The 23,877-nt window shown below is 64.2% G+C and carries 16 protein-coding genes; 5 read left to right on the forward strand and 11 right to left on the reverse strand.

What is annotated here, in order from left to right; genetic code table 11:
* Nucleotides 1-90 precede the first annotated feature (90 nt).
* The 3 genes from NKI85_RS12315 to NKI85_RS12325 all read left to right on the forward strand — a co-directional run bounded on the left by NKI85_RS12315 (nt 91) and on the right by NKI85_RS12325 (nt 11,818).
* Nucleotides 91-8,658 carry a glycoside hydrolase family 94 protein gene (locus NKI85_RS12315; protein ID WP_352776781.1) on the forward strand — a complete coding sequence of 2,856 codons (8,568 nt, stop codon included), beginning with the start codon at nt 91-93 and terminating at the stop codon, nt 8,656-8,658.
* Nucleotides 8,659-9,022: 364 nt separating this feature from the next.
* Nucleotides 9,023-10,792, forward strand: a complete 1,770-nt coding sequence (locus tag NKI85_RS12320; RefSeq protein WP_352776782.1) for a glucan ABC transporter ATP-binding protein/ permease — start codon at nt 9,023-9,025, stop codon at nt 10,790-10,792.
* A 270-nt stretch (nt 10,793-11,062) separates the two neighbouring features.
* On the forward strand, nt 11,063-11,818 hold the full coding sequence (locus tag NKI85_RS12325; protein ID WP_352525380.1) for a heme ABC transporter permease: 756 nt from the start codon (nt 11,063-11,065) through the stop codon (nt 11,816-11,818).
* A 13-nt stretch (nt 11,819-11,831) separates the two neighbouring features.
* Here the strand turns inward: NKI85_RS12325 and NKI85_RS12330 are convergent, their stop codons facing one another.
* Nucleotides 11,832-12,890: a D-TA family PLP-dependent enzyme gene (locus NKI85_RS12330; protein WP_352525378.1), complete on the reverse strand. Its 1,059-nt coding sequence runs from the start codon at nt 12,888-12,890 to the stop codon at nt 11,832-11,834.
* 145 nt (nt 12,891-13,035) lie between these two features.
* Here NKI85_RS12330 and NKI85_RS12335 point away from each other — a divergent pair, with 145 nt between their 5' ends.
* A complete protein-coding gene (locus NKI85_RS12335) occupies nt 13,036-13,722 on the forward strand; it encodes a D-lyxose/D-mannose family sugar isomerase (RefSeq protein ID WP_352525376.1) in 687 nt (228 codons plus the stop codon).
* A 40-nt stretch (nt 13,723-13,762) separates the two neighbouring features.
* Here the strand turns inward: NKI85_RS12335 and NKI85_RS12340 are convergent, their stop codons facing one another.
* The 7 genes from NKI85_RS12340 to NKI85_RS12370 are packed head-to-tail and all read right to left on the reverse strand — an operon-like array spanning nt 13,763 to nt 20,084.
* Nucleotides 13,763-14,113, reverse strand: a complete 351-nt coding sequence (locus tag NKI85_RS12340; protein WP_352525374.1) for a hypothetical protein — start codon at nt 14,111-14,113, stop codon at nt 13,763-13,765.
* Nucleotides 14,114-14,130: 17 nt separating this feature from the next.
* Nucleotides 14,131-14,997, reverse strand: a complete 867-nt coding sequence (locus NKI85_RS12345; RefSeq protein WP_352525372.1) for an RDD family protein — start codon at nt 14,995-14,997, stop codon at nt 14,131-14,133.
* Nucleotides 14,984-16,015: a stage II sporulation protein M gene (locus NKI85_RS12350; protein ID WP_352525370.1), complete on the reverse strand. Its 1,032-nt coding sequence runs from the start codon at nt 16,013-16,015 to the stop codon at nt 14,984-14,986. The genes NKI85_RS12345 and NKI85_RS12350 overlap by 14 nt, the downstream gene beginning before the upstream one ends.
* Nucleotides 16,012-17,274 (reverse strand): DUF58 domain-containing protein, encoded by a 1,263-nt coding sequence (locus NKI85_RS12355; protein ID WP_352525368.1) that lies wholly within the window; start codon nt 17,272-17,274, stop codon nt 16,012-16,014. Before NKI85_RS12355 ends, NKI85_RS12350 begins: the two co-directional genes overlap by 4 nt.
* A gap of 44 nt (nt 17,275-17,318) precedes the next feature.
* Complete coding sequence (locus NKI85_RS12360) at nt 17,319-18,275, reverse strand: AAA family ATPase (RefSeq protein ID WP_352776783.1); 957 nt, start codon at nt 18,273-18,275, stop codon at nt 17,319-17,321.
* Complete coding sequence (locus tag NKI85_RS12365) at nt 18,262-19,461, reverse strand: DUF4350 domain-containing protein (protein ID WP_352525366.1); 1,200 nt, start codon at nt 19,459-19,461, stop codon at nt 18,262-18,264. The genes NKI85_RS12360 and NKI85_RS12365 overlap by 14 nt, the downstream gene beginning before the upstream one ends.
* Nucleotides 19,458-20,084 (reverse strand): DUF4129 domain-containing protein, encoded by a 627-nt coding sequence (locus NKI85_RS12370; RefSeq protein WP_352525365.1) that lies wholly within the window; start codon nt 20,082-20,084, stop codon nt 19,458-19,460. Before NKI85_RS12370 ends, NKI85_RS12365 begins: the two co-directional genes overlap by 4 nt.
* A 46-nt stretch (nt 20,085-20,130) precedes the next feature.
* Between NKI85_RS12370 and NKI85_RS12375 the strand changes: the two genes are divergently transcribed.
* Nucleotides 20,131-21,018: a hypothetical protein gene (locus NKI85_RS12375; RefSeq protein ID WP_352525363.1), complete on the forward strand. Its 888-nt coding sequence runs from the start codon at nt 20,131-20,133 to the stop codon at nt 21,016-21,018.
* Nucleotides 21,019-21,082: 64 nt separating this feature from the next.
* Here the strand turns inward: NKI85_RS12375 and NKI85_RS12380 are convergent, their stop codons facing one another.
* The 3 genes from NKI85_RS12380 to NKI85_RS12390 are packed head-to-tail and all read right to left on the reverse strand — an operon-like array spanning nt 21,083 to nt 23,825.
* Nucleotides 21,083-21,862, reverse strand: a complete 780-nt coding sequence (locus NKI85_RS12380) for an N-formylglutamate amidohydrolase (protein ID WP_352525361.1) — start codon at nt 21,860-21,862, stop codon at nt 21,083-21,085.
* Complete coding sequence (locus tag NKI85_RS12385; RefSeq protein WP_352525359.1) at nt 21,862-23,181, reverse strand: type I glutamate--ammonia ligase; 1,320 nt, start codon at nt 23,179-23,181, stop codon at nt 21,862-21,864. Before NKI85_RS12385 ends, NKI85_RS12380 begins: the two co-directional genes overlap by 1 nt.
* Nucleotides 23,178-23,825 (reverse strand): cysteine hydrolase family protein, encoded by a 648-nt coding sequence (locus NKI85_RS12390; protein WP_352525357.1) that lies wholly within the window; start codon nt 23,823-23,825, stop codon nt 23,178-23,180. The genes NKI85_RS12385 and NKI85_RS12390 overlap by 4 nt, the downstream gene beginning before the upstream one ends.
* Nucleotides 23,826-23,877 lie beyond the last annotated feature (52 nt).

Here is a 23,877-nt window from a genome sequence, read left to right on the forward strand (position 1 = left end):
TGTTGCGATGCAACCAATTGCATTTGGACCGGTTTTAGGGACATTGCCGTGGCGGTGACGCCGCACTGCGTCCCCAACACGGAACCTTAGATGAATATCCAGACCAATCTCGCACAGATCGAAAAGACGAGCGCCAGCTTCCCAGCTGTCACCGACGAGCCGATACGCTCCAATTTCCTGCCGGAAGATCGGCTGCGAGCGTTGGGCTCAGCCCTTGCCAATGGCGATGCCAAGGATTTGTTCGGTCTGACGCCTTTCGATTTTCAGGCGCGCATCCGCGACAGCGCCAAGAAGATTCTCGATGTCTACCGTTCCACCAACGCCGCACAGGCGAGGGGCGAAACGATCACGCCTGCGGCACAGTGGCTGCTCGACAACAACTACCTGGTCGAGGAGACCATTTTCCAGGTCAAGCGCGACCTGCCGCGCCGCTTCTACCGCCAGTTACCGACGCTGAAACTGTCCGACGGATCCAGCGTGCCGCGCGCACTGGCGGTCGCATGGACCTATGTCGCCCATTCCGACAGTTCCGTCTCGTCGGCCATGTTCAAGGCGATCGTCGAAGGCTTCCAGTCCGTCGAGCCGCTGAAGATCGGCGAACTATGGGCGCTGCCGTCGCTGCTGCGCTTCGTCCTGATCGAGAATCTTCGCCGGATCGCGGTCCGCGTCAATCGCACGCGGGAGTTGCGCCAGATCGCCAACGAGGTCGCCGACCGTGTGCTGGCGACGGACGACAGCGCCGACCGGCAGGCGATACTTTCCAGCTACAGCGCCCATGCGCAGGACACCACCTTCGCCACCCAGTTGCTCTACCGGCTGCGCGACGGCTCGCAAAATGCCGGCAGGGCGCTGGAATGGCTGGAGGGCGAACTTGAAAGGACCGGCTCCGACGCCGAGGAAATCATCCTCAGCGAGCACCGCACGCTGTCCAGCGGCAATGTGACCACCGGCAACATCATCCGTGGCCTGCGCCTCATCAACGACATCGACTGGACGGTGTGGTTCGAGGGCGTCAGCCGCATCGACACCTTGCTGCGCGAGCGCACCGATTTTGCGGCGCTCGATTTCTTTTCGCGTGACCAATATCGGACTGCGATCGAGGAGCTGGCACGCCGTTCCGATCTTTCCGAATTTCGCGTTGCCGAAAGGGCGATCGAACTCGCCGGCCATGCTGCCGATGCACCGGGCTCCGAAACTGGTCCGATCGCTCACACCGACGTCGGCTTCTTTCTGGTCGGCCCGCGCCGGACGGAGCTCGAGCGGTCGATCGGCTACCGGCCGACCATCGGCAAGACGATCAACCGGACGTTCCGCAAGACCGGATGGCTGGGCATCGTCGTGCCGGTGTTTGCGCTGACGGTCCTGCTTCTGGTCGTTTCCGGCAATGCGCTCGCCAATCTCGGCCTGTCGGTGCCACCTATCGTCTTGATGCTGGCCCTGTTCGCGGTGCCGGCCAGCGAAGGCGCGCTCGCATTCTTCAACACCGTCGTCTCGCTGTTTTTGAAGCCTACGCGTCTCATCGGCTATGATTTCAGGCACGGGGTGCCGTCCGAGGCGCGCACGCTGGTGGTGGTGCCGTCGCTGATCGGCTCGCGCGACGATGTCGAGGAGAACATCCGCAACATCGAAGTGCATCACCTTGCCAACACGGCGGGTGAGATCTATTTCGCGCTGCTTTCCGACTGGCCGGACAGCAAGACCGAGATCGATACGGCGGATGTCGAAATCCTCGAATTCGCCCGCGCCGAAATCGCCAGGCTGAACGCCCGCTATCCCTCAGAAGGCGCGCCGCGCTTTTATCTGCTGCATCGGCGCCGGCTCTACAACGCGTCGCAAGGCGTCTGGATGGGTTGGGAGCGCAAGCGCGGCAAGCTGCACGAGTTGAACCTTCTGCTGCGCGGCGACAGCGACACCACCTTCCTGCCACTGGAAATGCCATTGCCGGAGAACGTCGTCCATGTGATGACGCTGGACGCCGACACCCGCACCACCCGCGACGCCGTCGCTGCGCTGGTCGGCAAGCTTTGCCACCCGCTCAACCGTCCGCATTTCGACGCGGCACGGCGCGAGGTCACAGCAGGCTATTCCATCCTGCAGCCGCGCATCACCGCGTCGCTGACCAGTGGCGACGAGGCATCGTTCTTCCAGCGCGTGTTTTCCGCCAATCGCGGGCTCGATCCGTACGTCTTCGCCGTCTCGGACCTCTACCAGGACATCTTCGGCGACGGCTCCTTCACCGGCAAAGGTCTCTACCATGTCGATGCCTTCGAGGCGGCGCTGAAGGGCCGTATCGAGGAAAACACCATCCTCAGCCACGATCTGCTCGAAGGCGCGCTGGCGCGATCGGCTTTGGTCACCGACGTCGAACTGGTCGAGGACTATCCGACCCGCTATTCGGTCGACGCATCGCGCCACCATCGCTGGGCACGCGGCGACTGGCAGCTTCTGGGCTTCATCCTCGGCCCGCGCTCAAGCGTGCCGGCGCTGTCGCGCTGGAAGATGGTCGACAATCTGCGCCGCTCGCTGACGCCGATCTTCTGGGTGATGGCCGCGATCGCCGGCTGGACGCTGCTGCCCTTCACGCAGGCCGCGCAATGGCAGGCGCTGCTGATCCTTACGCTGTTCATGGCGCCCACTTTCGACATCGTCAACGCCATCCTGCCGAAGAGCGGCGACCAGACGCCGCGCGGCCATTTCTCGGCATTGGCGCGCGACGTTGCCTTCGGTACCGCCCTGGTGGCACTGAAGATCGTGCTGATGGCGCACCTTGCCTGGATGATGGGCGACGCGGTCATCCGCACGCTCTACCGCCTGTTCGTCAGCCGCCAGAACCTGCTCGAATGGCGCACCGCCTCGCAGGCACACAAGGGCGGCGACAACGATCTCGGCTCCTATTACAGCATCATGTACGGGGCGGTGATCATCGGCGTCGTCGGCCTCGCGGTCCCGGTGCTGGCCGATTCCACCGGGGCCTTCGTCGCCTTCTTCTTCGCCTTGTTCTGGATCGGCTCGCCCGCCATCGCCTGCTGGATCAGCCGTTCGGCCGAAACCGAGGACCGCCTGCGCATATCGGCGGCCGACATTCACGCGCTGCGCACCGTGGCGCGGCGTACATGGCATTATTTCGAGACCTTCGTGACGGCCGAGCATCACCATCTGCCGCCGGATAATTTCCAGGAGAGCCCGGCCCCCGTGGTGGCGCCCCGCACCTCGCCGACCAATATCGGCGTCTACCTCCTGTCCGTGATTTCGGCACGCGATTTCGGCTGGATCAGCCTCTCCGACGCCGTCAACCGCATCGACGCGACCATGTCGACCATCGAGAGCATGCCGCGCGACCGCGGCCATCTCTTCAACTGGTACGACACCACGACGTTGAAGCCGCTCTATCCACTCTACATTTCGGCCGTCGACAGCGGCAATCTCGCCGGGCACTTGGTGGCCGTAGCCGCTGCCTGCGCCGAATGGGCGGAAGCACCGTCGGTCCATGTGCAGGGCGACTTCGAAGGCATCCTCGACACCGTCACCATCCTCGACGAAAGCCTTGAGGAACTGCCCGACGACCGGCGTCAATTGCGGCCCTTGCGCCAGCGGCTCGCCGACCGTCTCGACGGCATGCGGCGGGCGGTGGATTTGATCAAGGCGCAGCCAGAGATGGCGTCGATCCGCACTATCAACCTGGCCGTCCTGGCCGGCGAGATACGCAAGCTCGCGACAGCCATCCACACCGAGGCCGCATCGACCCAGAGCGACACGATCGCCGATTGGGCGGCCAGGCTCGAAGCCACCTGCGAGGCGCATGTGCACGACGCGCACAGCGACGAAAACGCCGTCGCGGCATTGCGGGCCAAGCTTCTGACCTTGCGCGAGCGCACTCGCCGTTTCGCCTTCGAGATGGATTTCTCGTTCCTGATGCGGCCCGAACGCAAGCTCTTGTCGATCGGTTACCGGGTCGAGGAGCATCAGCTCGACGAAAGCTGCTACGACCTTTTGGCCTCCGAGGCGCGGCTGACCAGCCTGTTCGCCATCGCCAAGGGCGATTTGCCGACCGAGCACTGGTTCCGGCTCGGCCGGCCGATCGTCGAGATCGGCTTCCAGGGCGCACTGATGTCCTGGTCCGGCTCGATGTTCGAATATCTGATGCCGCCGCTGGTGATGAAGGAGCCGCAAGGCAGCATTCTCAACCAGACCAGCAAGCTCATCATCAAGCGCCAGATCCAGTATGGCCGTTCGAAGAACGTTCCTTGGGGGATTTCGGAAGCGGCCTACAACGCCCGCGACCGCGAACTGACCTATCAGTACACCAATTTCGGCGTGCCCGGGCTCGGCCTGAAGCGCGGTCTTGGCCAAAACACGGTGATCGCGCCTTACGCGACCGTGCTGGCAGCGCAGTTCACGCCACGCGAATCCGTGCAGAACCTAGCCAGGCTGAGGCGGCTGGGCGCACTTGGCCGGCATGGCTTTTACGACGCGGTGGATTTCACGCCGCAGCGCGTCCCCGAAGGCACCGACCACGCCGTCGTGCTGAACTACATGGCCCACCACTCCGGCATGTCGATCGCCGCCGTTGCCGATGCGATCTTCGAGGGGCGCCTGCGCGATCGCTTCCACAGCGATCCGGTGATCGAGTCGGCCGAATTGCTGCTGCAGGAAAGGGCGCCGCGCGACATCCCGACCGCGACCGTCAGGACCGAGGCCGACGAGCGCTCGAAGGACGAGACCGAGCTCGAGAGCCCGGATACGCGCATTGTGCTCGATCCGCTCAGGGCGCTGCGCTCGACCAGTGTCATGTCCAACGGCCGCTACTCGGTCATGGCCACTGCCACCGGTTCGGGCTACAGCCGCTGGGGCGAACTTGCCGTCACGCGCTGGCAGCCGGATCCGACCGAGGACCGCCTTGGCTCCTATATCTTCCTGCGCGACGCCAGCAATGGCGACTGGTGGTCGGCCACAGCCGAGCCGAAGCGTGCCGCCGACGAGCGCGTGCAGACGCTGTTTTCCGACGACAAGGCGAGCTTCGTCAAATCGGTAGGGTCGCTGCGTTCGGAGGTCGAGTGCATCGTCATCTCGGAAGGCAATGGCGAGGGCCGGCGGGTGACGCTCTACAATGACGGCGCTGCCGACCGCCACATCGAAGTGACTTCATTTGCCGAACTGGTGTTGGGCTCCGAGCCGTCGGACAATGCCCATCCGGCCTTTTCGAAGATGTTCGTGGAAACCGAGATCGCGCCGAACAACGGCGCAATCTTCGCCACGAGGCGCAAGCGCGAAAAGGACGAACCCGACGTCACCATGGTGCATTTCGTCACCGATCCGTCTGGATCGGCGCGCGACGCCGAAGCGGAAACCGACAGGCGCGCCTTCATCGGCCGTGGCCGCACCATCACGGACGCGGCTGCCTTTGATCCCGGCGCCAAGCTTGGCGGCCATTCCGGTTTCACCTTGGATCCGATCGCCTCGCTTCGCCGGCAGGTGCGTGTGCCAGCCAACAAGAAGATTTCGCTGACCTTCTGGACCGTCGTCGGCACCGATCGCGCCGAGCTGGACGCCGCCATCGCGCGGCTCGACCATCCTGAAAGCTTCGCCCGCCAGGCGATGCTCGCCTGGACGCGCTCGCAGGTGCAGACCCGTCACCTCGGCCTCAGCCTGTCCGATGCCGCCAATGTGCAGAAGCTGGCGCGCTATCTGATCTATCCCGATCCGTTCCTGCGCCTTCCCGGCGAATCCATCGCCTCCGGCCTCGGCAGGCAGTCCAGTCTGTGGCCGACCAGCATATCCGGCGATTTTCCGATTTTCCTGGTCAGGATCGCCGATGTCGCCGATCTGGAGATCGTCGCCCAGGCGCTTCGCTTCCAGGAATACATGCGCGCCCGCGGCATGATGATCGATTTTGTCGTCGTCAACGAGCAAGCGTCGTCCTACGTCCAGGACCTGCAGCGCGCGGTCGAGACGCTCTGCGAAAACAGCCGGTTGCGCGGCAAGGAACTCGGACCCCGCCAGCATATCTTCGCGGTGCGCCGCGACCTGATGGAGGAAACGACCTACAAGACCTTGCTCGCCGTCGCCCGGGTGGTGCTGCATACGCGCAACGGCACCATCTTCGACCAGATCGAGCGCGCCGAGGCCGCGGCACTGCAGGCGCGAGACGCCCTTCAGCCGGCCGACTTTGCAGCACTTCGCGAGCCGTCCTTGCCGGTGCCGACGGCGCAAGCGTTTGCCGCCCAGGCACTGATCGAGGGCCGCGTCGACGGCAGCGGGCTCGACCAATGGAACGGTTTCGGCGGCTTCGATGGCGGCGGACGCCACTACGTCGTGCGTCTTGCCGGCCGGCGTACGACGCCGCAGCCATGGATCAACGTCATCTCCAACCCATCGTTCGGGTTCCACATTTCGGCTGAAGGCGCTGCCTTCACCTGGAGCCGCAACAGTCGCGACTATCAATTGACGCCATGGTCGAACGATCCGGTCACCAACCGGCCGGGCGAGGGCATCTACATCTACGATCACGCCAGTGGCAAAGCGTTCTCGCCGCTGGCCGCCATGGTGCGTGACCCGACAATGACCTACGAAACCTGGCACGGGCAGGGTTTTTCGACGTTCCGTTCAAAGCGCGGGCCGCTGTCGATGGACCTGACCCATGTCGTCGATCCCGTCGATCCGGTGAAGATATCGCGGCTGCGCATCCAGAATTCGGGATCGGTGCCGATGCGGCTGCGCGTCTATGCCTATGCGGAGTGGGTTCTTGGCGGCCATCGTTCGCGCACCGCCGCAAGCATCGTTCCGTCCAGGGATGCCGCAACCGGCGCATTGCTGGCGCAAAATCCCTATGGGCTCGATTTCGGCGAGCGGATCGCCTTCCTGGCCACCGACGGCGCCGTGCATTCGGTCACCGCCGACCGCGGTGAATTCATTGGCAGGCTGGGTACCAGCGAGTTTCCGCATGCCGTGCTGAGCGGCGCCGGCCTGTCGGGCCGTGTCGAGGCCGGCGACGATCCCTGCGCGGCCATCGCACGCGACATCGACATCGCTGCCGGTGGCGACGTCACGCTGCTCTGGCTGCTCGGCGACGCAGCCTCGCCCGAGGAGGCCAGCGCACTGGTGCAGACCCATCGCTCCAGGGATTTCGATCAGCGGCTGGCCGACAACGAGCGCACATGGCGCGGCTTTCTCGACACCATCCAGGTCGAGACGCCGGACAAGGCACTCGACGCCATGGTCAATCACTGGCTGCCCTATCAGAGCCTGGCCTGCCGCATCCGTGCTCGCTCTGCGTTCTATCAGGCGAGCGGTGCCTTCGGCTTCCGCGATCAGTTGCAGGACACCTTGGCCTTGCTGGCCCATGACCCCCAGCTGGCGCGTGATCAGATCCTCAACGCGGCGCGGCGGCAATTTCCCGAAGGCGACGTGCAGCATTGGTGGCTGCCGCGCACCGAGGCAGGCGTCCGCACCATGATCTCGGACGACGTGGTCTGGCTGGCCCACGCCACGGCGCGCTACATGCTGGTGACCGGCGACACCGCGATCCTGAAGGAGCAACTGCCCTTCATCGAGGGGCAGGCGCTGGGCGAAGGCGAGCACGATGCTTTCTTCATCCCGGAAATCTCGAAGAAGACAGCCTCGCTCTATGACCATTGCGCGCGAGCGCTCGATCTTGCCGTCAAGCGCAGCAGTCCGGCCGGGCTGCCGCTGATCCTGGGCGGCGACTGGAACGACGGCATGAACCGCGTCGGCGAGCACGGCAAGGGCGAGAGCGTATGGCTGGGCTGGTTCCTGCTGAAGACGCTGGGCGACTTTGCCGCTGTCGCCAAGGCGCAGGGCGACGCCAAGCGCGCGCAAGCCTGGACGAAGCACGCCGAGGTGCTGAAGCGGGCGCTGGAAAGCACGGCGTGGGATGGCGAGTGGTATCGGCGCGGCAGCTTCGACGACGGCACGCCGCTCGGCTCGCGCAATTCGGACGAGTGCAAGATCGACTCGATCGCCCAGTCCTGGAGCGTGCTTTCGGGCGAGGGCGACGCTGCGCGGTCGACGACGGCAATGGGGCAGGCGATGAAAGTGCTCGTCGACGACGAGCTCAAGATCGTCAAACTGTTCACCCCGCCCTTCTCCAGGACGGAAAAGGACCCGGGCTACATCAAGAGCTATCCGCCGGGTGTCCGTGAAAACGGCGGCCAATACACGCACGCGGCGACGTGGTTCGTCATTGCGCTCGCCGAGATGGGTCGCACCGACGATGCCTACCGCTGCCTTTCGATGCTCAACCCGGTCAACCATGCGCTCGATGAAGCCGCGGCAGAGCGCTATCGGGTCGAACCCTACATCGTCGCGGCCGACGTCTATTCCGGGCAAGACAAGGGCGGCCGCGGCGGCTGGACCTGGTATACCGGTTCGGCGGGCTGGCTTTATCGCGCGGCGGTCGAGAGCGTTCTCGGCATAGAGCGCCGCGGACAGCGCATTCAATTCACGCCGAGACTTCCCAGCCATTGGGACGGCTATACGGCGACCCTGAAGATGCTGGGCGCCGAGATCAAGGTACGCGTCGTCCGCGACAAAAAGGCCCGGGCCATCTCACTTGAAGTGAATGGCACGAAGACCAAATCTTCGTCCTTCGAGCCAAAAGCCGGAGACAATGCCGAGGTGATCGTCAGAATACCGGCCTAGATTCAAGGGGTTGGAGCGTCCCTTGCGGTTCCTCAGGGAACGCACGGCGCTCCAAGTCTCTCTATCGATTATATTTGCATTTGACCTTGCTGAATGCCTGCATTCGACTTTGGATGTCGTGCTCAAGGTTTTTACTGATTAAAATTGTGGCAGTGCTTTCCAGCTGCCATGATTTTGCCGCAACGCTGACATTTCACCTTTTATCTCAAACTGTTAGACGATCACGGCAAATTTCGAAGCGTCGTCATCTTTTGTTCGCGGATTGGGAACGGAAGAGGTAGACGAGCATTGTTTTGCGATGCGTCAACCGGTACGAGTCAAAAAATGACGCACTGCACCATAAATAATTGGCGGAGTAGCTGAAGTGTCACTTCTGCAAATCTACTGGCGAGCGCTCGGTTATCTCGCCGCCGACAGGAAACGCGTTGCGTTTATCTGCGGGGCGAATGTCACGCTTGCCATTATCGCCATCCTCGAGCCGATCATGTTCGGCCGGGTGATCGATGCCATTTCGGACCGCGGCTCGGTGTTCTCGACGCTCGCAATGTGGGCCGGCATCGGCGCTTTCAATATCGTCGCCTTCGTTCTGGTGGCGCGCGGCGCCGATCGCTTTGCCCACCAGCGGCGCAGCGAGGTTCTTTGCCAGTCGTTCGAGCGCGTGATCACCATGCCGCTTGCCTGGCATCATCAGCGCGGCACCTCCAATTCCCTGCATACGCTTCTGCGGGCGGTCGAGACCCTGTTCAGCCTCTGGCTCGAATTCATGAGGCAGCACCTGTCGACAGCGGTCGCGTTGGTTCTGCTGGTGCCCACGGCGCTCAGCATGGATATCCGCATGTCGATGGTGCTGCTGGCGCTTGGCGCGCTCTATGTCGGCATCGGACGGCTGGTGATGCGGCGCACCAAGGAAGGCCAGGCGGCCGTGGAGCGTCACTACCACAAGGTGTTTGCGCATGTGACCGACTCGGTCAGCAACGTCGCCGTCCTGCAGAGCTATAACCGCATCGGCCACGAGACCGAGGCGCTGAAGCGCTACGTCAAGAATCTGCTCGATGTGCAGAATCCGGTGCTCGACTGGTGGGCAATGGCCAACGCGCTGCATCGCCTGTCGTCGACGATTTCGATGATGGTGGTGCTTCTGATTGGCGCCTACCTGGTGACGCACGGCCAGTTGCGCATCGGCGACGTCATAGCCTTTACCGGCTTTGCCACGCTGCTGATTGCCCGGCTCGACCAGATGTCGGCTTTCGCCAACCAGATTTCCGAGGCACGCGCCAAGCTCGAGGAATTCTATCATCTCGAAGACTCCGCTTCCGATGCCGCCGAGCCCGACGGGCTGCGCGACCTCGTCAACGTCACCGGCCATGTGCGTTTCGAGAATGTCTGCTTCGAGTTCGGCAATTCCGGGCAGGGCGTCGACGACGCGTCGTTCGAGGTCCAGGCCGGTCAGACCGTCGCTATCGTCGGCCCGACGGGCGCCGGCAAGACGACGCTCATCAACCTTTTGCAGCGCGTCTTTGCCCCGTCCGGCGGACGCATCCTGATCGACGGCATCGATACCCGCACGGTGACCCGCAAGTCGCTGCGCCATTCGATCGCCACCGTGTTCCAGGATGCCGGCCTGCTCAACCGCTCGATCGAGGACAACATCCGCGTCGGCCGTGCCGAGGCGACCTATGACGAGGTCCATGCCGCGGCCAACGCCGCCGCCGCGCAGGATTTCATCCTGTCGAAGAGCGAGGGCTACGACACGGTCGTCGGCGAGCGCGGCGGACAGCTGTCCGGCGGCGAGCGTCAGCGCATCGCAATTGCCCGCGCCGTGCTGAAGGACGCGCCCATCCTGGTTCTCGACGAGGCGACCAGCGCGCTCGATGTCGAGACGGAAGACCGCGTCAAGGAAGCCATCGACGAGTTGCGGCGCGGCCGCACCACCTTCATCATCGCCCACCGCCTGACCACCGTTCGCGACGCCGATCTGGTCGTGTTCATGGACAAGGGCCGGGTGGTCGAGATGGGCGGGTTCACCGAACTGTCGCTGCGCAATGGCCGCTTCGCCAGCCTGCTGCGCGCCGGCGGCCTGCTCAACGACGAGGAGGTTCGCCGCCTCAGCCGTGCGGTGAACGAAGCCGCCTGAGCGTGGCGCGGTTCTCCTTCTCCCCTTGTGGGAGAAGGTGGCCGAGCGAAGCTCGGTTGGATGAGGGGTGCTCCAGCTTGACGTCAACCTCCATCCAAAATCGAGATTCAGGCGCACGGCAGATAGGGTCATGGCGCCTCACTCCGTCCAGCACCCCTCATCCGGCTCGGCGCTAACGCGCCGATCCACCTTCTCCCACAAGGGGAGAAGGAGAGACGCGTCTCGGCGCTGTGGTTGCCGCAACTCCGCCGGCGGTCTATGTAAGGCCGCATGAGCGACACGACTTCACGCCTCTCCGGCTGGATGGACCTTGCCAACCCGACGCGGTTCGTCGGGCTGGCCGACAAGGTCGTGCCGTGGCTGGCGAGCGTGGCCGCCATCATCCTCGCTGTCGGTCTCTATATGAGCTTCACGGCGCCTGAGGATTTCCAGCAGGGCATCACCGTGCGCATCATGTATATCCACGTGCCTTTCGCCTGGCTTGCCATGATGTGCTACACGCTGATGGCGGTCTCGGCGCTGGGCACGCTGGTCTGGCGCCATCCGCTGGCCGACGTGGCGTTGAAATCGGCGGCACCCATCGGCGCCGTCTTCACCGCCCTTGCGCTGATCACCGGTTCGATCTGGGGTAAGCCGATGTGGGGCACCTGGTGGGTGTGGGATGCGCGGCTGACCTCGGTCTTCATCCTGTTCCTGATGTATCTCGGCATTATCGCGCTGACCCGCGCGCTCGACGATGCCGGGCGCGCCGCCTGGGCTGCGGCAATCATCACCCTGGTCGGCTTCATCAACATCCCGATCATCAAATTCTCGGTCGACTGGTGGAACACGCTGCATCAGCCGGCTTCAGTGTTCCGGCTCGGCGGGCCGACCATCGATCCAAGCCTGTTGTGGCCGTTGCTGGTGATGGCGGTCGGCTTCACCGTATTGTTCTTCGCGCTGCATCTGATGGCGATGCGCACCGAGATCCGGCGCCGCCGGGTCATTTCGATGCGCCGCGTCGCGGCGAGGCAAGCCGAACGGTAGCCAACCGACGGGATCAGGCCATACGCCCGCGTGCTGCCACCGCCAACGTTTCCAGCACCCTGTCGCCTTCGATCAGATGCACCTCGTCGAACAGATTGGTGACGACGCAGCAATGGTCGGGCACGACGCGCACGCGCTCGCCGATGCGAAGCTTGGCGTCGCCTGACAGCGTGACATTGCCATGCTCTTCGCTGAGGCCGGTCACCTTCGCGCCGGGAATGCCCAGCAGCTCGCCGAAGTCGGCGAGCCCCAGCGTGTCGCTGGACAGGGCCTTGCTGCCGGCGTCGAGAATGGCGCGTGTCGGCGTCGGGTGGCTGACCACCGTCGACAGCACCGTCAGCGCGCAGTCGTCGAGGCTGCCGACGCCTTTGGCGACCTGATAGCGGTCGAGATAGATGTAGGTGCCGGGCCGGTACTCGGTAACGACGCTGTCCTGACCCGAGCGCCAAATATCCGGCGTGCCACCGCTGGAGATGCACTCGCAGGCTAGGCCTGTCTCCGCAAGGACATCGCGCGCCAAGGAAAGCCAGGCTTCGGTCTCGGCGGCGCGGCCCGCCGCCGGGTAGGTCATCAGGCCGCCGAAGACGAGCCCCGTGGCCTTGTCGATCTCCCTGGCCAGCGCGACAGCTTCGCCGGCCGATTGCACACCGCAGCGGCCCCTGCCGGTGTCGCATTCCACCAGCACCGGCAGGCGGTGGCCGGGATCGCTGAAGGTTGCGGCGAGCCCGTTAAGCGTTTCCATGCTGTCAGCCGTCACCGACAGGGCCACCCGCCGGTGCAGCGCCAGCAAGCGCTCGAGCTTGGCTCTGCCCAGAATGTTGTAGGGCAGAAAAATGTCGGTCAGCCCGGCGTCGGCCATGACCTCGGCTTCGCCGATCTTCTGGCAGGTGATGCCGACGGCGCCGGCCGCGACCTGCTTTTTTGCCCAGTAGGGCAGCTTGTGGGTCTTGATGTGCGGCCTGAGCTTCAGCCCGTGCCGGTCGGCATGGGCCTGCGCCCGCGCGATATTGGCTTCGGCGCGGCCGGTATCGATCAGGATCGCCGGCGTATCGAGGTCGTCTATGCTGCGCATGGTCCCACCATCGGAAAATTGGTTGACCTTATGGCCCTGATCGGACCGCATGTCATGGGGCCAGCGACCGCAGTTTGCATCGACACCGGATGGGCGTTCGGCTATGCGGTTAGCGTTTGGAACGCGACGGGAAGGAACCACGACCATGAAACGCTCCGCCATCAACGATATCATCCGCGACGCCGACGCCTTCATTCGTTCGTTCGGCTACATCATGCCGCCCTTCGCCTACTGGACCCCGGAAGATATGAAGGCGCGCCGGCAGGATTCGTCGGCGATCTTTTCCTCGCGGCTTGGCTGGGACATCACCGATTACGGCCAGGGCAAGTTCAACGATCTCGGCCTCTTCCTGTTCACCGTCCGCAACGGCCGCTACGAGGACATGAAGAAGGGCATGGGCATGCTCTATGCCGAGAAGATCATGATCTCGCGCAAGGATCAGCTGTCGCCGATGCACCGCCACAACATCAAGGCCGAAGACATCATCAACCGTGGCGGCGGCAAGCTGGTGCTGGAGCTGTTCATGCACGATCGCGATGGCGGCATCGATCCGAAGGCCGAAGTATCGGTGCCTGTCGACGGAACGATCCACAGGCTGCCTGCGGGTGGGCTCCTGAAGCTCGACCCGGGCCAGAGCGTCACTTTGCTGCCTGGCGTCTGGCATGCCTTCTGGGCCGAGGGCAAGGACGTGCTGATCGGCGAGGTCTCGACCGTCAACGACGATCTCACCGACAATGTCTTCCGCGAACCGATCGGCCGCTTCGCGGACATCGACGAGGACACAGCGCCGCTGCACCTGCTGGTATCCGACTACGAGAAGTGGGTGGGGTAGGGCAGGAGGTAGCGCTGGTTGGAAATGCCGGAGCTGATAGCTAGGAGTCCCAATTCAGCTGCTGAAAAAATGTCCGAATGTCGATTGTGCTGTCACTGAATTCGCTCGTGCTGTGCAGTGAAAAAACGATATCCACCGTGGGCGGCGCTTCTATTCTCGCTATTATTAAGCGCGCTCCGTCATCCAGGATCTCAACGCCCATTTCTCGTTTCCAATTTCCTCCCGCTTGCTGAAGTCGGGGGAAGGAATCGTCGAATTGCTCTCGCATCGATTCGTCGTTTGGAAAGGGAGTGTCGGTGAGGCTGCTGAATTCTTCCCAAGACCCAGAGACCGCCGCCTGAATTGCGCGATCTATCCTGGATTCCTCAGTCGCGCTAATTTTGACCTGCATCTCGTCCCTCCTCCGGTCTACCGCGCATGCTTGTCGGCCCTGCGGTTGCCCAGCAGCAGCTTGCGCTCGAGATGGGCTCGTAGCTCCCCATAATACGCCGTCAGGAATGTGCGCGCGTCATGGGCTTGTGGCGCTGCGCCGATCTTGCGTCCGATCGTTTCGGCAACGGTCCGCAGAGCGAAATAGTCGTCGCGGCGCAGCACCTCCTCCAGCTTGTGGAGTTCGGCAATTCCATAGGCATCGAGCTGGGCGTGGCTGAACCGGAACGCGCCAGAGCCCGCATCCTGCCGGGCCGACAGATCTTCCAGCAAGGCGCGCTTCGGCGCCTCGACCACCCAGGTCCCCGCCAACAGGTCGCCGATCCGCATGCGGTCGCGATTGAAGAGCGGAAACAAGGCAAACAGCAGCGTCCACACTAGGCCGAACACCGTCGTCAGCGTGTCGGCAAGGTCGGTCCCGCTGCGTCCAACGATGATCGACAGCGGCAGGAACACCTCGATCTCGCGCATCAGGTTGCGGGCGATGACCTGGTCGATCGACAGGCCGTCTCCGCTACGTGACGCGACCCGGATGCCGACGATCCGCTTGCCGGGCGTAGACGCGCGCCGGCCCGCTTCGAAGATGATGAAGTAGGCATTGCGCAGAAAGAAGATCAGGATAATCCAGACGACGAAGAGTGGCTGAAATCCCTCGCTGCCAAGGCCTCCAACCCCAAACAGCGCGACGATCGTGATCACGATTGCAGCCACGGCGATGAACACGACGTCGAGGAGGAAGGCGGCAGCCCGCGTGCCGGCGTCGGCGAGCCTAATCCGAAGGTCGACGCCTTCGGGCGTGATCAGCGGCCGTATAGCCGCAAAGGCGGCGCGTCTAACGATCGCCATGCCGCACCGCCCGGAACAAATAGAAATAACCGATCCACAGCGCCAGCATGCCACCGCCAATGGCATAGCGCGTAACGTCGCTGGTGATGGTCTGCCTGCCGATGCCCTCGAGCAGCCCGGCAAACAGCAGCATGACCGAGACGCCGACCATGGCGTTCGCGGCGATGCGTCCGGCACGAGCCGCTGCCGCCATGCGTGTCAATTCGCCGGGAAAGGCGATGCTGGTGCCGATGCGCATCCCGGCCGCGCCGGCCAAAGCGATCGCGAACAATTCGGTGGTGCCGTGGATGGCCAGCCACCCGCCGAGCTCCATGCCAAGTCCCTTGGACCAGTACACTTCGAACAACGCGCCGATCATGCAGCCGTTGAACAGCATCAGCAGTACCGTCGGCACGGCGAAGGCAAAGCCAAGGGCGAAGGCCAGGATTGCGACCTGGACGTTGTGCGTGAACAGATAGGCGGCAAAGCCTGAGAGAAAGCCGTTGTCGCCATCATAAAGCATGCTGCGCAGCAGTTCGGCCGAGGCATCGGGGCCGCGGCCCCCCGCCAGGCTGGACGGGATGATCGCGTCGAACCAGCTCTTGTCGGATGCCACCAGCCAGGCGCCTGCACCAACGCCGATCACCATCAGCACGACCGACGCCAATGTCTCGCGCCACAGATCGCGAATGGCCCCGGGCCAGTCGTGCAGGAAGAAATCGGCAATCCGCTGCCGCAACCCGCGACGCGCGCCGTAGAGATAGAAATAACCTCGCAGCGACAGCGCTTCGAGATAGCCGATCAGCGCGTTGTCGAGCGACGTCGCCCGTGCCACCGAAAGGGAAGATAATGCCGATCGATAGAGCAGCGGCAGCGACAGCAGCTCCTCTTCGGAAAGCGTCCGCGGCGCGCGCTTCTCGACACGCGCGAGCAGCGCCTCGAATGCTTTCCAGTCGGCCTCGCGCTCCCGGCGGAAGCTGGCCAGCGACTGGCGTACCGCGTCGCCGCGTACAGCATTGCCGGGTCCTGGCGCCGTCACAGCAAATCCTCCTGCTTGAATTGCAGGTAACGCTCGACCAGCGCAGGGCCCAGCCGGTTGTGGTCGGCTTCGATCACATGCGCCCCAAGCAGCCGCAGCCGGCCGATGACGACCTGCCTTTCGCGCAAAAGCCCTCCGGCGACGACCGCGCGGGCAACATCCTCGCCGGAGCGTGGCGGCATGTCGGCCAGGCCCTCCACTTCGGTGTCCTTCATCATCATGAACAGCACCAGATGCCGTTCGGTGAGCCGGCCCACGGTCCGCAGCATCAATTCCGCGCTGATCGGATCGACGAAATCGGTGAAGATGATGACCAGCGAACGGCGGTCGAGCCGTGCCGCGAGCGTCGTCAGCGCCAGGGTGAAATTGGTCTCCTCGCTGGAATAGTCGATCTCGGCGGCCCGTTTCTGGATCATCGCAAAGCTGGCGGAGCCGCGCACCGCGCCGCTCGAAACGCGCGGCCGGGCATCGAAGCCGAACAGGCTGACCATGTCGCCGCCCTTCAGCGCGATGAATGCCGACAGCAAGGCGGCCGTCACCGCCCGGTCCACCTTCGGCACCCCGTCGACCGGCTCGCACATCAGGCGTCCGCTATCGATGGCCAGCACGATGTTGTTGTTCTCCTCGATGCGGAACTCGCGCGCCAGGAGCTTGCCGTGGCGGGCGCTGCGCTTCCAGTCGATCATTCGCCGGCCCATGCCGGGCTGGTAATCCTTGAGCGCGTCGAACTCCCGGCCTTGACCGGCGCGGCGCTGCGCATGGCCTTCGGCGAGGGCCGCATACTGCAGCAGCGCGATCGCCTCGCCGCGGGCGCTGCTGACGTCGGGCAGCACCGCTACCTTGCTTTCCACCGGCAGCACGACCTGGTTCCAGACCAGCCCGAACGGCCCGCGCCAGCGCAGCCAAAGACGGTCGAAGCTGGCGACGCCGCGCCGCAGCGCCTGGAAGCGGAGGTCGAGCGACCCGCCTCCGGCGGTTGCCAGCAATGCCCCGCCGCTGTCGCCCACCGACGCCAGGCGCGCATCGTGCCCGACGCGAGCCTCCATTGCGCGCGGCCGGCCTGAGTAACGGGCGGCGACGTGCGCGCTGAACTGCCCGCCGACCCCGACCTGCTGTGGCGCGTCGATGCTGGCATTCAGCGATGCCCGCCCGCGTCCCGCCGCGGCATCCACCGCCAGGAAGGCAAGCAGCAGGCAACCCCACAGCAATCCAAGATACCAGAACGACGGCAGTGCCAGCGCGACCAGGAAGGCCGGCACTGCGCCGGCAGCGGCTGCCCATACGGCTCGGCCGCTGGGATAGATCAACGTGGTGCTTCCGTCTGGTCGACCAGATCGGAGACGATCTGCTCGACCAGACGGCCATCGATCTGTGCGGCAGGCGAAAGGATGACGCGATGGCGCAGCGCCGGCACCGCCAGTGCCTTGACGTCGTCGGGGATCACATAGGCGCGCCCGTCCAGCGCCGCCCGGGCACGCGCCGCCCGTGCCAGCATGGCACCGGCGCGTGGACTGGCCCCGACTTCCAGATCGGCATTTTCACGCGTGGCGCGTACCAGGGCCGCAATGTAGCCGACGACGTCGTCGACAAGGGTGACGGAGCCGACGGTTGCAAGTGCCTCCTGCAGCATCTCCCGGTCCGTCTGTGCCTTGATGCCGTATTGCGCGATGTCATGTGAGGCGGAGCCGCCGCCGTGATGGACGATGATGGCGCGTTCTTCCTCGGGGCCGGGATAGCTGACGCGGTGCTTGAACAGGAAGCGGTCGAGCTGCGCCTCGGGCAGCGGATAGACACCCTGGTGCTCGATCGGATTCTGGGTCGCGACGACCATGAAATTGCGGCCGAGCGAATGCGTGGTACCGTCGAACGTAACCGCATGTTCCTGCATCGCCTCGAGCAATGCGGCTTGCGTCTTGGGCGGCGTGCGGTTGATTTCGTCGGCAAGCAGGAGATCGCAGAAGATCGGGCCGCGCGTCAGCGTGAACTGTCCGGTCTGGAAGTTGTAGATGTTCGAGCCGACGATATCGCCGGGCATCAGGTCCGGGGTGAACTGGATCCGCCCGTAGGCCACCCCGAGGGCCTGGGCGAAGCAGCGCGCGGTCATTGTCTTGGCCGTGCCCGGAGGACCTTCCAGCAGGATATGCCCGCCCGCAAACAAGGCGATCAGCATCAGGTCGACCGTATCGTGCTGCCCGGTAATCGCCTTGGCCACTTCTCCCCTGATCCGTGTCGCCAGGGCCTTCACATCATCGACGTTCACCGAGCCTCCTTGCCGTCCAGTCGTGCAGCCGCTCTGCCGCCTGTTGCATCTGGTTCAAATTCTTCGCCTCGCCTGCGGCTTGCGAGCGCGTCGTAAATCCATCGACTTGCTCCTTATCGCGAGAGTCGAGCCAGTGGTCGAGCGCTTTGCCTTGCAATCCTTGCGGTGCCCCGAGCAGTGCGCCGGCGCGCACCCGCATCAAGGCCGCATAGCGGTCGCCCAGCTCGTCCAGCCGGCCGGCGCGCCGCATGAGCATCGCCGTCGTATCGACCAGCGCACGTTTGCCGAAAGCAATCGCGCGCTGATCGGCACGCGGCGGGCCGAACCGGCCAAGGCCATGCAGGAACGCCAGCGCCGCAGCGATCAGGATCGTCAATGTCAGCGCCAGGAACGGCGGCTCGACCAGAAGCTTGGCCAGATCGTACTTCCGCCCCGCGCCGTGCAGCGTCAGATCGAACATCACCGGCCCGTCGTCGGGCTGCAGCCACGAGATCAGATCGAGCGCGGCCGCCGCCTTGTCGGGATCCCCGAGCGCGGCATTGTTGATCAGATCGGGGTCCGTCAGGATATAGAACTGCTTGTTCCCCACTTGGGTCAGGACGGCCTGGCCTTTCCCGGCTGCAATGACCGGGTGTTCGTCCGGTACCCACTGCAATTCGTCCGGGGCGTTGACGAGCCGGCCCTCGATGTCGAGCTGCTTTGCCGTACTCTGGCCGGCACCGATCTTTGCATCGGCGATCCGACCAAGCCATTCGTTCACCACCGAACCGGGCAATCGCCCGAATTTCATGTTCCATCCTTCGTGCTCCTGCAGCGGCAGGATCTGCCATTTGGGCAGCACGAAGAGGGTGTGCTGGTCCTGGCGAAGTTTTACGATGTGGTCGAGCGCCTCCGGATCGCTGTCGGGCGAGATGGTGACGATCAGCAGCATGTCGGTGCCGAGATCGTCCTCGGTCCGCGCCATGGCCGGCGCTTCGCCGGTGAGCCGCAGCCACTCCGCCAGACCGGCGTAGCCAACGCCGCTTTTCGACAGCGGCGTGGCGCCGCCATTACCGGGTTGCCGGAAATCGGGGGCATAGGTGGACAGCAGGAAGAAACCGGCTGCCGCAAGCAGGCTGGCGAAAATCCCCCAAAACAGCGTTTTTCGATTGAACGGCTCCTGCGCCTCGACCGCCGGTGCGCTCACGTCCAGGCATCCCGGAAGGCAAAACGTTCATAGGCGCCGCGTGCTTGCCGCCAGCCTTCCGCGCCGACCGGCCGGCGCGCGAACAGCGCGGCTTCGACGATGCGGGCGATCTCGGTAAAAGCGCTGCGCGCCCGTGCCGGCAGGGAAGGGGCACTGGCGATGTCGCGCGCGGTAAGCGACGGGCGCAGGAAATCGGGCAGCCGGCCGGCAATATCGGCGACGCTGCGCCGAAGCAGCAGGTGAACTGCTTCGTCATAGTCGCCGCGCGCCGCCAGCGCATCGGCTTCCGACAGCAGGATCTGCGCGGCGCCGGCGTCGGGACGCCAGGTCTCTTCGGCCTCGACCTCGGGCCGCGCGCGCTGCCACGGCAGGCGCCAGGCGATGCCTTTCACCTCGAGGAAGACCAGGAGCAGGATGATGGCGACGCCTGATATCACGGCGCCCCAGAACAGATAGATCATGTAAGGACCGAGCCACGACAAAAGGTCGAGCAGCGGCTTCAGCCAGTCCGGCGGCCGGGGCGGCACATAGGCCGGCAGATCGAACTGGATCGAACTATCCGCGATCAGCTGCTTGTGCAGATTGGTCAGCCATTCGGCTTCCGCTGTGCCTGGCTGTGCCACCGCCACCCGCTCCCCTGCAACCTGTGGTTCCCAGCCGACACTGACAATGCAGCACAAGAATTGCAAGTGGGCTGGACGCCCACCGTTAATCTTGGCAGAACTACTATTAGGGCGCCGTGATACTGCTACGGCGAAACACGGGGGGGAAATCATGGCTTCAACGACACTGGAACGGCCTGAGAAATTCGAGATCGGCAGGGTGTTCAACAACAGCTTCGCCGTGATCGGCCGCAACATCGGCTTGTGCCTTGGGCTCGCGCTGCTGTTTTCAGGCTTGCCGGCGATTGTTCTTCGGCTGTGGAGCCAACCGCAAATAGATGCGGTTCTGCAGGGCGACCCCGGCGCCGCGGCCGATCCCTCGATGATGTTTCGGAATTCATGGATTACGATTATTGCGGGATTGCTATCGTTCGTTTTCGCGCTGCTGCTCCAGTCGGCGCTGGTCCGGGCGACGATCGAGGACTTGAACGGCAAGCGGCCGACCTTTGGCGACTGCATTCAGATAGCCATCCGCAATTTGCTGACGACCCTTGGTATTGGCCTCCTCGTCGCCCTGGGTGCGGGCTTGGCGTCGATAGCTTTGCTGGTTCCCGGCATCATCTTATGGCTCGGATGGTGCGTGGCGGTGCCGGTTCTGATCCAGGAGCGGCTTGGCGTGTTCGGTTCGATGTCGCGCAGCCGTGTCCTGACCAAGGGCAACCGCTGGCCGCTATTTGGCCTGTTCTTGATCCTGATAGTCATCGCGATGGTCATCCAGTGGGTAATGCTGGCGGTCATCATCATGTTTGGCGGGATCATTGCAGATGTGGCGGCAGCCTTGGTGTCGACCGTACTGTCGATGGTGCTGTCGGTGGCCACGGCTGTTAGCTATGTCGAGCTGCGGCAGGTCAAGGAAGGCACCAGCGTCGAAGAACTGTCGCAAATCTTTTCCTGAGGTCGGGTGGAGGCTTTTCACCGACGGCTGGGCTCTCGCGTTGCGCTCACGTAGCCGAGCTTGTTCACGAAGCCTTTGTCTGCTGCGCCGGCAACGCTGCGGCCAGACGCTTCGCCCATTCCTCGATGCCGGTGCGGCTCGCCAACAGGTCCTGCCTGATCTCGATGAGGATGGCGGGAATGCCGCGATCGTCGCCATGGATCGGTATGGCGTAGTCGCCATCGCGGCTGATCACATAAGGCTCGTTCGCCGCGACATTGAGCGCACGGTCGGTGCTCAGGCCGGCAAGCACGGCCTGGCCGAAATCGATTGCCCGATCGTAAAGCACGCCGGCGTGCCAGGACCTGCTAACACCGAGGAAGACCGGCGTGAAGGAATGGATCGTCGCGATCCGCGTCGGTCTGCCCTTCTTCGCCCGGTCGTCGAGATGAGCGGCCACGCGGTCATGAAACGGTGCGAACATGATCTCGGCGCGCCGGCTCCGCTCCGCCGCATCAAGGTCGATATTGCCGGGGATGTCAGTGTCCTCCGACAGCACCGGAATGCTGCCGCTGGAACCAAGCGGCCGGTTGAGATCGATCAAAAGCCGCGAATAGGAGCTGAGGAAAGCCGGAGCATCGAGCAGCTTCGACAGAGTGCGGGTCACTTCGGCGGCGCCGATGTCCCAGGCGATATGGCGATGCGAATGGCTGCTGTCGAGGCCGAGTCGCCCATACTTGGCCGGTATGTGATTGGACGCGTGCTCGCATATCAGAACGATATCGGAACGACCCGTTTCGTTGATCGCTTCGACCACCGGAGGCCAACCTTTAGGCTGAATGGCGCTGGCAACCTGTGCAGCCATCAATAGAGCGTCCGGTAGAGGTCGCAGACAGCCACTGGATCCAGGCCGGCGAGGCGCTCGATCTCGTGCCGCTTGAGGCCGACAAAGGTCTCGACGAAGACCGGTGCGAACCATCCGGTGACGGTCTTGTCGGCGAGGAGTGCGTCGAGTGCCGCCGGCAGCGTTTCCGGCAGCCGCACGAGGCCAAGCTTGTTGCGTTCGGCGGCGCTCATCTGCGTCGGGTCGCCGGTGACCAGCGGCGGCGCCGGCAGCTTGGCCTTCAGGCCCTCCATCCCGGCGCGCACGATGGCCGCCAGCGACAGGTAGGGATTGCCGGTGGCGTCGGCGGCCCGGTATTCGATGTTGTATTGTCGCGCCGGATCGCGCCCGCCGATCGTCACAGTCGGGCAGATGCGCAGGCTGGCCTCGCGGTCGCGATCGGCAAGCCAGGTATAGGACGAGCTCCAGCTATGCGGCTTCAGCCGATAGTAGGACGACACACTCGCCGCCGTCATGGCAGTAATCGCGGGCAAGTGGCGTAGCACGCCGGCACAGAACGAAGCGGCCTGGCTGGAAAGACCGCCCGGCTGTGCCGGATCGTAGGTCGCCGGTTTGCCGGCCTCGTCGACGAAACTGAAATGGATGTGGACGCCGTTGCCGACGGCATCGGGAGCGGTTTTGGGCGCGAAACTCGCCCGCCAGCCGGCAGTGCGCGCCACTTCGCGCGTGATCTCGCGGATGGCGACGGCCCGATCGGCCGCGGCAAGTGCATCGGCTGGCTCGCACGTCACCTCGAATTGGTCGGTGCCGAATTCGGCGATCACCACTTCGGGCGCGACGCCGGCTTCCTCCAGCGCCGCCATCAGATTGGCGGCAAACGGGTCGGCGCGACGCAGTGCGGCGAACGACATCGAATGAGCCGGTGCGAAGTCGGCCTCGATATGGAATTCATGCTCGAAGGCGGCGATAACGGAAAGCCCGGCTGCTGCCTTCAGTTCCGCCAGCGCACCCCTGAGCATGGTCCGCGTGCAGCCGACCCACGGGCTGCCGTCGAGTTCGACAATGTTGCCGGCGACCATGTCGAACGGCGTCGCCGATCCGGTCAGCGCCGTGCGAAACCGCGCGTTGAGATCGGGAATGAGCCGCACGTCGCCGGACGAACCCCACGGATTGGGGTCGACGATCGAGTTGAACGGCGTCAGCGACAGGTTGGCCTGCAGCCAGCCGACGCCGGTCGCCGCGATCTTCTGCAGCCTGCTTTCGACGACCGAGCGGCCGCGCGTGATCGCCGAAAGATCGGTGGTGACGACGGCAACGAGCGGTTCGACGGTCGATGTCATGCAGCTTTTCCCAAGGCTTCGAAACGGGCAGTAACGATGGCGGTATCTGCGACCCAGCAATAGCCGCCGAAGGCCTCGAGCGCGCCATCATGGCGCTCCTGCGAGGCGGCGGCGCAGGCATCCGATACGCAGGTGACGAGATAGCCGCGATCAGCGGCATCGCGCACCGCCATGTCGACGCACTGGTCGGTCATGATGCCAGCGACGATCAGGTAGCGCACGCCGAGGTTCTTCAAGACATAGTCGATGTTGGTCGAGTTGAAGACGCCCGACGACGTCTTCGGCAGCATGATCTCGTCGCCGACCGGCGCCAGCGATGGCACCGGCAGGCCTTCCGGCCGGCTCGGCGCGATATGGATCGGCGTCAGCTTGTGGTCGAGCGAGCGGTCGCGGCCGTCCTCGGTCAGGCTCTGGATGATCGTGTGGATCACCTCGACGCCGTTGGCCCGCGCCGCCGCCAGCAGGCGCTGTTGGCTGGGGATCGTTTGCGATGCCGTCTGCCGGTAGAAATAGTGGTCGGGGCCGCGCTCCGGATGCGCCGGATCGGCGCCGGGCTCCAGCCAGACCCGTTGCATGTCGACCAGCAGCAGCGCGGTTTCGCCGGCCCGGAACGGCTCGTTTCGTTTTGGCAACGCTGGCGTCATGCTTGGGGGTCCTGTGTTGGTGATTTGGGTGAGGCCGATTGGGGTTCCGGAC

It is taken from the genome of Mesorhizobium sp. M0571 (genome assembly GCF_040320985.1).
In the GTDB taxonomy this organism is placed as follows: domain Bacteria; phylum Pseudomonadota; class Alphaproteobacteria; order Rhizobiales; family Rhizobiaceae; genus Mesorhizobium.